Below are 12,425 nucleotides of genomic sequence, written 5' to 3' on the forward strand. Positions count from 1 at the left end.
GCGGATCACAAATACCAGGCCAGCACGGCGTCAAGCCTTCCGTTGCCGATGACCGGCAGGGCCACCATTCGGCTCAGCCCGGCTGCGCAGGCTTCGGAGCCGGCGATCGAGCCGTCACGGGTGAGATCGTCGTTGAGGGCGGGCATGCCGGCGGCCCAGGCGCCGCCGATGCTGCCTTCGCCCCTGGCGATGGACTGCGCCGCATAGCGTGCGGCGAGGTCGGTCTGTGCGCTGCAATCGCCGGCGCGAAAGACCAGCGCCGAACGGTCCTCGTTCAGGACCCAGATCTCGAAGCGTCGTGCAATCGGCGTTGCCTGCGCGGACAGGAATGTCAGAACCCAGGTCTGGTCGGTACCGGTTCCGTAGGGCACGCCGACGCCGAGATTGATCCCGACCTTGGCGGCGTCCTCCCAGCGCAAGAAGCTCTTGGCGTCGTGCAAGTCCTTGATGATCAGTGGCAGGCCCGCCTTCCAGGTGCGTCCGGGCAGGCCGAAGCCGCGCGGAAATCTGGTGTGGCGGGAGTTGAATTCGAACATGTCCGCGGTGCCGTAATAGCCATCGACGAGCCCCATCTCATGCGAGAGATCAGGATCGTTGTGCCAGAGTTCGATCGCGCCGACGTGCGCCTCGTCGTCGCCGCAGAACAGCACCAGCACGGCTTGCAGGAATTCGCCCGCGAACACCGGCACCGCCACGCCGCAGGTGAGGCCGGCCGCAGCGGCCTGATCGGTCCGCTTGAAATAGGAGTTGGCGAATTTCGTGAGGATGACGGGGTGGCCACAGGCCCAGGCCTTGCCTGGAAGTCCCTCGTCATATCCGAAGTGCAGCTCTTCGCTGACGGCCTTGAACGCGGACAGCCCTTCGTCGTAGAGGCCGCCGCCGAATTCCAGCCGCATGCGCGTCCGGTCGGGTACCCAGAGTTCAACGACGCGAATGAAGGTCTTCATCGAGCCTGTCCGCCGCCTCAAGCCACTGCAGCATCGGTCATTTGGCTGCGGAGCGAACGTTCAAAATTCAGGCAGGACGGCCCAAACTTCATGCGGCGACGAGGCGCGGCGGCGGGCTCGCCGATCGAATGTCCTGAAACAAAAACCCACCGGGCTCGCCGGCCTCGGCCGGCGACGGCAATTTCAATCCCGGGCTCGGCCTTTCGGCCGAAGGGCGTCAGCCGATCGGCAGGCGCGTGATCGTGGGCCGCGTGTCGGCGACGGTCTGCGGCTTGTGCTCGCGCTCGGGGGCCGGCTGCGTCACCGGCAATTGCAGCACGGTCGCGCGCTGGCCTTCGACGAGCTGCGTCACCAGCACATATTTGCCGTCGGGAAATTCGATCGCGTCATGATGGCGATCGGGAATGTGCGGGTCGATCTTGCCGAACTTGCCGACGCGAGAGTTCACGGTGCGCGTCCAGATCCAGCGGTTGTCGTAGCGGACGTCGTCGGCGAAAGCGAGCTCCGTTCCCGGCAGCAGACAGACCGCGACGGAGGGATCGGCTTCAGAAGCGAAGCCGCGCGTCGAGGTGCCGCGGAAGGTTGTCGTGACGATCGTCTCGCCGACTACGGCGGGGCGCGTCGCGACGGCATGCAAGCTGTAGTCACACATCGGGTGCTCCTCATGCTGGGATAGCGACCCGCGTCTCTTTCGAGGCGCAGGCCTCTATCAGAGTGGAAGCATACAACGCTCTGCTCGGTTATGGGCAAATCTGCGGCTCGCGTTCGCAGCACGCGATCACATTATCTTTCCCGGATTCGATAGGAACAAACCTCGCGTCCTTGCATTCGGCCGGAGCTATCAGCACTGCCGGCACAACTCTACCGGCGAAGCAGAAATGGCTGCGCGCCTGCGCGGGCGAATGTCGCGCGGGAAGATGGACCGGACAGCCGGCGCAGAACCAGAGAAACCGTCCAGCCGGAGCGGACAAGTATCCGCTCCGATCCTGGATCGCCGATGCCGATCGAAGCGCGCGCGGCGCTTGAGACTTCCGGTATCAGTACTTCCGGTAAAGCCCGATCAACTTGCCCTGGATCTTCACGCGGTTCGGCGGAAGAATGCGGACCTCGTAGGCGGCATTGGCGGGCTCGAGCGCGATCGAGGCGCCGCGGCGGCGGAAGCGCTTGAGCGTGGCCTCCTCGTCGTCGATCAATGCCACCACGATGTCGCCGGTATTTGCGGTCTCGTTGCGCTGGATCAGCGCCATGTCGCCGTCGAGGATGCCGGCCTCGACCATCGAATCGCCGCGCACTTCGAGCGCGTAGTGCTCGCCCGAGCCGAGCATGTCCGGCGGCACGCTGATGGTGTGGCTGCGGGTCTGCAGTGCCTCGATCGGCGTGCCGGCGGCGATGCGGCCCATCACGGGCACCGCGACCGGGCGCTCGCCCTCGTCCGCGGGCGGGCTGGAGCTCGCGCGCACCTTGCCGAGATTGCCCTCGATGACGCTCGGGGTGAAGCCGCGGCGATTGCCGGCGGCGGCCTGGAGCTCGGGCAGCTTGATCACCTCGATGGCACGGGCACGGTTGGGCAGGCGGCGAATGAAGCCGCGCTCCTCGAGCGCAGTGATCAGGCGATGGATGCCTGACTTCGAGCGCAGGTCGAGCGCATCCTTCATCTCGTCGAAGGACGGCGGCACGCCGCTTTCCTTCAGACGCTCGCTGATGAACCGCAGAAGCTCGTATTGTTTGCGCGTCAACATCTCGACCAAAGTCCCCCGGTTGATGTCGTTCGATTCCGAGACGATGAAGTCGGCAATAAGCCGCTACATCCTCGAAACAAATCATGAACGGACACTATATGTTCGATATGTGTTCCGCAACTGCTTAATTTATGGTGAACGCGGCCAAACTCGCGGAATGCGTGTGGCTGGGCGGCTCAGACGGGCAGCCGGAGCACCTCGCAAGGCGTCCCTGCCTCGGCCTTCGGCGCGAACGGTGCACGCACGAGAAGTACCTGTGCCGCAGCGAGATTCGCAAGCAGGGAGGAGTCCTGATGGCTGACGGGAAGGGCGACGCGCGTGCCGTCGTCGCGCACCTCCAGTCGCGCACGCAGATAATCCTCGCGCTGGTCGTTGGCGGCGAGATCGCGGCCCAGCACGGCGCGCTCGCGCTGATGATGAATCGCTGAACGGCCCGACAGGGCGCGAATCAAGGGCACCATGAACAGGAAGGCGCACACGTAGGACGACACGGGATTGCCGGGCAGGCCGATCACGCGCATCGCGCCTAGTCGACCGTGCATCATCGGCTTGCCGGGCCGAATCGCGATCTTCCAGAACGCCATCGCGATGCCTTCGCCCTTGAGCGCCTGCTGGACCAGGTCGTGGTCGCCGACCGACGCACCGCCGGTCGTGATCAGGATGTCGGCGCCGCTCTCGCGCGCGCTGCGGATGCCGGCGGACGTCGCCTCCAGCGTATCGGCGGCAATTCCGAGGTCGATGGTCTCGGCGCCCTCGCTGCGGGCGAGCGCATGCAGGGCATAGCCGTTGGAATAGACGATCTGGCCACGACCAGGCGTGGTGCCTGGCATCACGAGCTCGTCGCCGGTGGCGAGAACGGCAACCCTCGGGCGGCGGATGACGGCGAGATGCGGATGATTCATTCCGGCGGCAAGGGCGAGATCGCGCTCGGTGAGACGGATTCCCTTGCGCAGCAGCACGTCTCCTTCGCGGAAGTCGACGCCTGCAGGGCGGATGTGCCGGCCGAAAATGGCGGCTTCCTTGATCGTGACATGTTTGCCGTCGGCAGCCGTGTCCTCCTGGATCACGACGGCATCGGCGCCGTCGGGAACGACGCCGCCGGTGAAGATCCGCACGGCTTCGCCGGGGCCGACGCTTCCCGCGAACGGCCGGCCCGCCGCGACCTCACCGACGACGGTCAACCTCGAATCGTATGCCGCGTCCGCCGTGCGCACGGCATAGCCGTCCATCGCCGACATTGCCTCCGGCGGCTGCGTGCGCCGTGCCGCGACATCGCGGGCGAGCACACGATGGTAGGCCTCGTCGAGGCAAACCATCTGTTCAGCCAGCGGCTCGACGCCGGCCAACACCGCGGCAAGCGCGTCAGAAACCGGCATCAGGGCCACGGGCGAACTCCTGCTGAGCACATCAGTCAATGGGCGGCGAGAGTTCTAGCCGAGTGCAGGCGTGAGGCAAAGCAGCACGCGGGATGATTTATCCTGCGTGATCGCGGGGTGGAGGAGGTCGGCTCAACTCCGCCGCGGCATGATGCGGAAGGCGAGACAGACCGGAACGAGGATTGCCATGGCAAGGACGAGAATGACGAGCGCCACGGCCAGCATCGGTCAACGCTCCGTCGGATCGCCTGGACTGAAATCCGCGACGTCGGGCGCCTTGGGACCCTGATCTTTGTCGGGCAGCGGATCGGCCTGGGATTTCAGGTCGGCGGCCTTGCTGATCAGCTTGGCGGAGAGGTCAGAATCCGAGGTGGTTCTAGCGAATTCGAGCAGGAGAGAGGCTTGCTTGGTGAGATAGGTCTTGCCCAGCACGTCGATCAGTCCAATGTAGAAGTCCCAACGGACTCATGAGTCCGAAAGGTGGTATTCCGTTCCCGGAACTCTGTATAAAAATGCACAAAGTGATCAGGTTCCACAATTTCAGCAGTTTTTGTTCCGGCAAGTGAGCGCGCTCCGGGCTTTCCCGCGGCTCAGATCCCCAGTGCTTTCAATGCGTTCCCGACATCGCGCGGCGAGGTGACATGCACGGCGGTCAACCCCCGCGCCCGCGCTCCCTCGATGTTCTCGGCGAGGTCGTCGAAGAACACGATGCGCTCGGCCGGCACGCCGATCGCCGCCACGACATGGTCGAAGGCCTCGGCATCCGGTTTGCGCAGGCCGATGCTGGAGGACAGATACAGCTCGCGGAAATGGCCGAGCAGACCGGCATATTCCTTCGAGAAATAGTCGACGTGCGGCCGATTGGTGTTGGAGAAGGCATAGAGCGGCATCTGCTTCGCCGCCCGCGGCAGCAGCTCGGCGATATCAGGCATCTCGCCGGCGAAGATCGCGTTCCAGCCTTCCAGGAATTGCGCATCCGAGATGCCGATCCCGAGCGAGGACCGCAGCGAGGCGAAATAGTCCGCATCGCTGATCTTGCCCATCTCGTGCAACCGGTAGGCCTCGTCGCGCACATAGCGCGCGATGATGGCCTCGGGCTGGCAGCCGGCATGTCCCGCCCAGCAGGCGATCGCCTTGGAGAAGTCGATGTCGAGCACAACGCGCCCGAGGTCGAACAGCAGCGCATCCGCGCTGCCGGGAGAGAGCGATGTCATTGCGTCCTTCACTTCAGTATGGCGCGTCAGTAACGATAGGGCTCGTGATCGAACAGCGGGAACGCGCTGAACACGCTGGGCGCGTTGGTGGCGGTCGCCGGATGCAGGCAGGATTTATCGATCTCGGCGAATGAGGTGGCGCCCAGGAGGCCGAGGCAGCGCAGCACCTCGTCTTCGAGCAGCTCCAGCATCCGTGCGACGCCGGCTTCGCCGGCTGCCGCCAGCGCCCAGCATTGCAGCCGGCCGATGCCGACGAGGTCGGCGCCCGCCGCGATCGCCTTGACGATGTCGGTGCCGCGGCAAAAGCCGCCGTCGACCATGATCCTGGCGCGGCCCTTCACGGCGTCGACGATCTCCGGCAGCACGTGCATGGCGCCGCGGCCGTGGTCGAGCTGGCGTCCGCCATGGTTGGAGACGTAGATCCACTCGACGCCGTGATCGAGCGCGATCTGCGCATCCTCGGCCGTGGCGATACCCTTGAGGATCAGCGGAATTTTGAACGTATCCTTGATCATCTTCACGGTCCGCCACTCCAGGCCCTTCTGGAAATCGCCGCCGGTGGCGCGCAGGCGGCTCTCGCGAACGTAGCGCTTGGCGATGTCACGTTCACGACGGCTGTAATGGGCGGTGTCGACGGTCAGGCAGAAGGCGGCATAGGCGTTCTTCTCGGCCCGGCTGACGACATCGGCGACGAAAGCATCGTCGCCGCGGACATAGAGCTGATAGAGACGCAGTGCATCGGGGGCAGCCTCGGCGGTCGTCTCGAGGCCGGGCTCGGACACCGAGCTCAGCATGTGCGCGGCGCCGAACCTGCCTGCAGCGCGCGCGACGCTCGCCGCGCCATCCGGATCGAAGATCTCGAGTGCGCCGACGGGAGCCAGCACCACCGGCAGACGCAGCTTGCGGCCGAACTGCTCGACGCTGCCATCGATCCTGCGCACGTCGCGCAGCACGCGCGGGCGGAAGGCGATCTCGTCGAGCGCCATGCGATTGCGCCGCATCGTGGTCTCGGTCTCGGCGGCGCCGACGATGTAGTCCCAGGCATTCTGGTTGAGGTTGGCGCGCGCCTTCCGGATGAACTCGTGCAGGTTCTGGAACGGCTCGTCGCTGGCGCCGAGCTCGACGTTCCGTTCCGGCCGGATGCGGGGCGCTTCATTCATTGTTGTCCTCCCGAGAATTTGAAGTCTTGTCGCCATCGCCTATCGCGTCCGGCCCTCCAAAACCATCCTAAAATCGCATAGCTGCGAGGCGTGAGCGGCTCGGACCGGCGTCGTGTTGCTTCGAAACAGTTTCGGAACGTTGCCAAAAGTTTAGGCCAAGGCGAAGAGATTTCTTCGGTGTACCCGCCAGCGCGGCATCCCGGCCTTGAAGAAACCAGAATGGTATTGTGAGAGATGGACTGGATCGCCATTTGCATGGCGTTTCCCAGCCTCAAGAGAAACGCCAAGCAAAAGGCACCTTCATGCGGAAAACCCTGCTGTTCCCCCTGGGCGCGCTCACGGGAGCGTGCCTGACCCTTCTGGTAGCCAGCCCGCAGGGCGGCGTATGGGCAGCGCGGGCGGCAGTGAGTGCGAATGATGCTTATTCCCAGCTCAATCTGTTCGGCGCGGTGTTCGAGCGGGTCAAGGCCAGCTATGTCGAGAAGCCGGACAATGCCAAGCTGATCGAGGGGGCGATCACCGGCATGGTGACCTCGCTCGACCCGCATTCGCGCTACATGAACGCCAAGGCCTGGACCGAGATGCAGGAGACCACCTCCGGCGAGTTCGGCGGGCTCGGCATCGAGGTCACGATGGAGGATGGCCTCGTCAAGGTCGTCTCGCCGATCGACGACACGCCGGCTTCGAAGGCCGGCATCATGTCCGGCGACCTCATCGGCAAGATCGACGGCGAGGCCGTGCAGGGCATGACGCTCGAGCAGGCGGTCAACAAGATGAAGGGACCGGTCGACACCAAGACCAAGCTGACCATCATCCGCAAGGGCGCGGATGCGCCGCTCGAGGTTGCGATCACGCGCGAGATCATCCATGTGCGTCCGGTGCGCTTCCGCGTCGAGAACGGCGACATCGGCTATATCCGCATCACCTCGTTCAACGAGCAGACCGCCGACGGCCTGAAGAAGGCGATCGCCTCGGTCTCCAAGCAGGTCCCGCCGGAGAAGCTCGCCGGCTACGTGGTTGATCTGCGCAACAATCCGGGCGGCCTGCTCGACCAGGCCGTGTCGGTGTCGAGCGCCTTCCTGCAGCGCGGCGAGGTCGTTTCGACCCGCGGCCGCAGTCCGGAAGAAACCCAGCGCTTCACCGCCCATGGCGGCGACCTCACCAAAGGCAAGCCGATCGTGGTGCTGATCAACGGCGGCTCGGCCTCGGCCTCGGAGATCGTTGCCGGTGCACTGCACGACCACAAGCGCGCGACGTTGATCGGCACGCGATCGTTCGGCAAGGGCTCGGTGCAGACCATCATTCCGCTCGGCTCCGGCAATGGCGCGCTGGCGCTGACCACGGCACGCTACTACACGCCGTCGGGCCGCTCGATCCAGGCCCAGGGCATCGCGCCCGACATCGAGATCCTCCAGGACGTGCCGCCCGAGCTGAAGGGGCGGATGGACACCATGGCGGAATCCCAGATGCGCGGGCATCTGTCGGCCGACGGCACCGAGCAGACCGGATCGCAGTCCTACGTTCCGCCGGAAGAGAAGGACGATAAGGCTCTGCACGCAGCCTACGACTTCCTCCACGGCGTTACGGCAAATGCCGTCGCTGCCAAGCCAGCGACGAAGTCTGCAGTGCCGAACTAGATCTTACGACGTTTCGGATCATGTTTCGCCCGGGAGCGGAGGACCGCTTCCGGGCGATTTGGTTTGCAGCGCCGTTTCGGCCTAACCGACCTCGCGGCGGCGGCTCTCGCGGCTTTCGCGCCGGGCGAGCCGGCTGCGGTGCAGCGCGAACAGCTCCAGCATCTTGTCGGCGGGTTTGGCGGCGCTGAACAGATAGCCCTGCATCTCGGAGCATCCGAGCGTGCGCAGCAGACGCTGCTGCTCCTCGGTCTCGACGCCCTCGGCCGTCGTGGTCATGCGACGGGCGGCCGCCAGGTTGACGACGGCTTGAACGATGCTGGCGGAGCCGTCGGGACGGGCGATGTCCTCGACGAAGCAGCGGTCGATCTTGATCTTGTCGAACGGGAAGCGGTGCAGATAGCTCAGCGACGAGTAGCCGGTGCCGAAATCGTCGAGCGCGATGCGCACGCCGATGGCGCGGAGCTGGTGCAGGATGGCAAGCGCGGCATCGTCGTCGCGGATCAGGACCGCCTCGGTGATCTCGAGCTCGAGCCGGCTCGCCGGCAGGTTCGACGCGGCGAGCGCCGCCATGATCTTCAGCGCCAGCGTGCCGCTCTTGAACTGCACCGGCGAGACGTTGACGGCGAGGCGGATGTCGTCGGGCCAGCTTGCCGCGTCCCGGCACGCGGTCGCCAGCACCCATTCGCCGATCTCGTTGATCAGGCCGGTGTCTTCGGCGATCGGGATGAAATCCGCCGGCGAGACCCAGCCGCGCTCGGGATGGCGCCAGCGCACCAACGCCTCGCAGCCGGTGATGCGGTCGTCCTTCAGGCCGAGGCAGGGCTGGTAATACACCTCGAGCCCGCCTTCGCGGCCGCCTTGCGCGATGGCGTGGCGCAGGTCGCCCTCGAGGTCGCGGCGTTCGCGGACCTTGGCGTCCATGGCCGGCTCGAAGAAGCGGTAGGTGTGGCGTCCGGCGGACTTGGCCGCGTACATTGCCATGTCCGCATTCTTCAGGATCTGGTCGAGCGCCGTGCCGTGTTCCGGCGCGAGCGCGATGCCGATGCTGGCGTCGCTGGTGAGATGATGGCCCATGCAGTCGACCGGCGTGCGGATGGTTTCGAAGACACGCGCGACGAGCTCGTTGACCTGATCCAACGACGTCACCGCGCCTTGCACGATGGCGAATTCGTCGCCGCCGAGGCGCGCCACGAAGTCTGCCGGGCCGGCACAGCGGCGGAGGTTCGTCGCGATCGATTTCAACAGCTCGTCGCCGACGAGATGGCCGAGCGCGTCGTTGACGCCCTTGAACTCGTCGATGTCGATGTAATGCACCGCGGTCTGCTCGCCGTGGCGGGCCGCAGCCAGCTCCTGCCGCAGATGCTCGTGAAACATGGCGCGGTTGGGCAGGTCCGTCAGCGCGTCGTAGTGGGCGAGGTGGGTGATGCGCTCCTCGATGCGCCGGCGCTCCGTGATGTCCTCATGGGTCGCCACCCAGCCGCCATCCGCGAGCGGCTCGTTGAGGATGTGGATCGAACGGCCGTCGGCGGTATCGACCACCATGGAGTTGCGGAGATGGATGTCCTTCAGGACGCGCGCGACGTAGGCATCGACGTCGCCGGTAAACGAGCCGGTCGTTTTGCGATGGGCGATGATGTCCCGAAAGCTGCAGGCGGGCTTCACGATCTCGGCCGACAAGCCGTACATCTCGATGTAGCGCTGGTTGCAGACCACGAGCCGCTGCTCGGAATCGAACAGCAACAGGCCCTGCGTCATGTTGTTGACGGCGCGGTCGAGCCGCTGCTTCTCCAGCGTCAGCTGTTCGCGCGAAAGGCGGTGCTGCTCCAGCAGCTTGCGCACGACGGCAATCAGCACGCCTGCGATCGCGAGCGCGGAAGAGGCTGCGATCGAGATCAGAATGCCGATCTGCTCGCGCCAGTCCGCCAGGGCTGCTGCGCGCGTCGTGGTGGCCATCACCAGGATCGGGAAGTGGGGCAGGGCGCGGGAGGAGATCAGCCGGTCCTCGCCGTCGACCGGGCTGTTGAAGCGGCCGGCGAAATGATCGAGCCCGAACACCCTTTGATGCTCGAACGGTCCGGTCTTGAAGTTTCGCCCCATCAATTCGCCGGACTGCGGATAGCGGGCGAGCAGTGTGCCGTCGCGATGCAGCATCGAGATCGTCGCGCCTTCGCCGAGCACCACGGAGGCGAAGAACTTCTCGAAGTTGGCGGGCTCGATTCCGCGTCCGACCACACCGAGGAACTCGCCGCGTGGCCCGACGACCCTCCGGGCCACCAGAATGGTCCACGCACCGGAGACGCGGCTGTGCAGCGGCTCGATCAGGACATCAGGCGCATTGGGATCGTACTTGAAGGTGCGGAAGTAGGCACGATCGGCGACATTCACCTTGGGGGCCGGCCACGCCGTCGACGAATTGATCAGATTGCCTTCGGCATCGATGATGTTGACGCCGCCCATGTAGGGCAGCGCCTCGATCTTCGACCGCAGCCTCCGATGCACGTCCTCGCCCGAGAGGCGCTTGCGATAGTCCTCTCCGGTCGCAATTCCGGTGGTGCGGACGTGATCGACGAAATCCTTCTGGATGACGGCGAAGTCCTGCAATTGCTGGTCGAAATGATGAGCGAGCAGCAGTACGGTGTTTTCCAGCTCGCGGCCGGAATTGCGCAGCGCCCGCTCCCGGAAATTTTGCGCGATCAGGACCGAGCCTATGGCGATGGCCGCGATCAGCAGCGTGCCGCCAACCACCAGCCAGCGGATCGGACCGCTGCGCACGAAGACCTGGTCAAACAGACGATTGCCGAATTTCATCTTCATGCTGGATTCGTTGCCGCGCACACGTCAGGATCAATTCAGGACCCTGAGAACATCCGTTGGTTTACGGTGACGGTGTGGAAGTAAAGTTAGGAAGCGCGGTTAACGAGACGTGAATGCTCGCGCGCAAAAGCAATCCATGCGCGCGGCGCGAAACCGGCGTGCTTGCGCAAACCCGCGTCAGGCGCGGTAATGGCCGGATTTGCCGCCGAGCTTCTCGACCAGATGGATGCCCTCGATGCGCACGCCGCGCTCGACGGCCTTGATCATGTCGTAGATGGTGAGGCAGGCGACCGACACCGCCGTGAGCGCCTCCATCTCGACGCCGGTCGGTCCCGTCACCTTCACGCTGGCCCGTACCACGCAGCCCGGCAGCTTGGCGTCAGGCTCGATATCGACGATGACCTTTGACAGCGCGAGCGGATGACAGAGCGGGATCAGCTCCGAGGTGCGCTTGGCGGCCATGATGCCGGCGATGCGCGCGGTGCCGAGTACGTCGCCTTTCTTGGCGTTGCCGGACACGATCAGATCGAGCGTCGTCTTGGTCATGACGACGCGTCCCTCGGCGACCGCAAGCCGCTCCGTCGCGGGCTTGTCCGAGACGTCGACCATCCGCGCTTCGCCGGAGGCGCCGATATGGGTGAGGGCCGGGCCCGCCTCGGCTTTGGCCTGCTTCGCTTTGGCCAACCTCTTCGCTGGCTGGCGCGCCATGTCAGCGCGTGCCCGCCGCGCGCGCCGTCGCCTGGCGCGCGAGCAGCGAGCGCGTCGCCGCCGTGACGTCGGCCTGCCGCATCAGGCTCTCGCCGACCAGGAACGTCGCCATGCCGACGCGCTCCAGCCGGGCGAGGTCCTCGGGCGTGAAGATGCCGCTCTCGCCGACCATCAGCCGGTCCGAAGGGATCAGCGGCGCCAAGGCCTCGCTGGTCGCGAGTGTGGTTTCGAAGGTCCGAAGATTACGGTTGTTGACCCCGATCATCGGCGAGCGAAGTCTCAGCGCCCGGTCGAGCTCGGCGCGGTCATGGATCTCGATCAAGACGTCCATGCCGTAGGCGAGGGCGGCGTCTTCGAGGTCTCTTGCGGCGGCGTCATCGAGCGCCGCCATGATGATCAGGATGCAGTCGGCGCCGTGCGCGCGGGCCTCGACCACCTGATAGGGATCGAACAAGAAATCCTTGCGCAGAACGGGAAGCGAGGTTGCTTCGCGCGCGGCTATCATGAAGTCGAGATGGCCCTGGAACGAGGGCGTGTCGGTCAGCACCGACAGGCAGGCGGCGCCGCCGGCCTCATAGGCCCTGGCGAGTGCCGGCGGGTCGAAATCGGCGCGAATGAGTCCCTTGGAGGGCGAGGCCTTCTTGATCTCGGCAATCAGCGCGTAGCCGCCCTTGGCGTGCTTTGCCTTGATCGCGCGCAGGAAGCCGCGCGGCGCGGAGGCGGCCTTGGCCTGCGCCTCGACGGTGGAGAGCGGACGCGCTCGCTTCGCCGCCGCGATCTCCTCGCGCTTGTAGGTCTCGATCTTGGTCAGGATGTCGGACATGCGGGAG

Annotated in this window: 11 protein-coding genes; 1 reads left to right on the forward strand and 10 read right to left on the reverse strand. The window is 65.4% G+C overall.

The features are described 5' to 3' along the window. Positions 1–5 precede the first annotated feature (5 nt). The 7 genes from ABIA40_RS10355 to ABIA40_RS10385 form a co-directional block, all read right to left on the reverse strand. Positions 6–947 (reverse strand): GAF domain-containing protein, encoded by a 942-nt coding sequence (locus ABIA40_RS10355; RefSeq protein WP_404540913.1) that lies wholly within the window; start codon positions 945–947, stop codon positions 6–8. Positions 948–1,164: 217 nt separating this feature from the next. Continuing rightward, positions 1,165–1,599 carry a hypothetical protein gene (locus tag ABIA40_RS10360; RefSeq protein ID WP_271537723.1) on the reverse strand — a complete coding sequence of 145 codons (435 nt, stop codon included), beginning with the start codon at positions 1,597–1,599 and terminating at the stop codon, positions 1,165–1,167. Positions 1,600–1,984: 385 nt separating this feature from the next. After that, entirely contained in the window at positions 1,985–2,686 is a 702-nt protein-coding gene (gene lexA / locus ABIA40_RS10365; protein ID WP_036009965.1) for a transcriptional repressor LexA, read from the reverse strand. 176 nt (positions 2,687–2,862) lie between these two features. Next, entirely contained in the window at positions 2,863–4,071 is a 1,209-nt protein-coding gene (gene glp / locus ABIA40_RS10370; protein WP_271537726.1) for a gephyrin-like molybdotransferase Glp, read from the reverse strand. A 219-nt stretch (positions 4,072–4,290) separates the two neighbouring features. Continuing rightward, positions 4,291–4,494, reverse strand: coding sequence for a hypothetical protein (locus ABIA40_RS10375; protein WP_128265692.1), 204 nt, complete (start codon positions 4,492–4,494; stop codon positions 4,291–4,293). Between the two features lie 158 nt (positions 4,495–4,652). Then, positions 4,653–5,276: an HAD family phosphatase gene (locus tag ABIA40_RS10380; RefSeq protein WP_036025208.1), complete on the reverse strand. Its 624-nt coding sequence runs from the start codon at positions 5,274–5,276 to the stop codon at positions 4,653–4,655. Between the two features lie 26 nt (positions 5,277–5,302). Then, positions 5,303–6,436, reverse strand: a complete 1,134-nt coding sequence (locus tag ABIA40_RS10385; RefSeq protein WP_271537729.1) for an alpha-hydroxy acid oxidase — start codon at positions 6,434–6,436, stop codon at positions 5,303–5,305. Between the two features lie 302 nt (positions 6,437–6,738). Between ABIA40_RS10385 and ABIA40_RS10390 the strand changes: the two genes are divergently transcribed. Then, a complete protein-coding gene (locus ABIA40_RS10390) occupies positions 6,739–8,073 on the forward strand; it encodes a S41 family peptidase (RefSeq protein ID WP_271537732.1) in 1,335 nt (444 codons plus the stop codon). An 81-nt stretch (positions 8,074–8,154) separates the two neighbouring features. Here ABIA40_RS10390 and ABIA40_RS10395 read toward each other — a convergent pair whose 3' ends face one another. The 3 genes from ABIA40_RS10395 to trpC all read right to left on the reverse strand — a co-directional run bounded on the left by ABIA40_RS10395 (position 8,155) and on the right by trpC (position 12,418). Further along, positions 8,155–10,887, reverse strand: a complete 2,733-nt coding sequence (locus ABIA40_RS10395; protein ID WP_271537734.1) for an EAL domain-containing protein — start codon at positions 10,885–10,887, stop codon at positions 8,155–8,157. 177 nt (positions 10,888–11,064) lie between these two features. Continuing rightward, a complete protein-coding gene (gene moaC, locus ABIA40_RS10400) occupies positions 11,065–11,595 on the reverse strand; it encodes a cyclic pyranopterin monophosphate synthase MoaC (protein ID WP_271537736.1) in 531 nt (176 codons plus the stop codon). A gap of 1 nt (position 11,596) precedes the next feature. Further along, positions 11,597–12,418, reverse strand: coding sequence for an indole-3-glycerol phosphate synthase TrpC (gene trpC / locus ABIA40_RS10405; protein WP_271537738.1), 822 nt, complete (start codon positions 12,416–12,418; stop codon positions 11,597–11,599). Positions 12,419–12,425: the final 7 nt, after the last annotated feature.

The sequence above is a fragment of the Bradyrhizobium sp. USDA 223 genome, assembly GCF_044909005.1.
In the GTDB taxonomy this organism is placed as follows: Bacteria; Pseudomonadota; Alphaproteobacteria; order Rhizobiales; family Xanthobacteraceae; genus Bradyrhizobium; species Bradyrhizobium yuanmingense.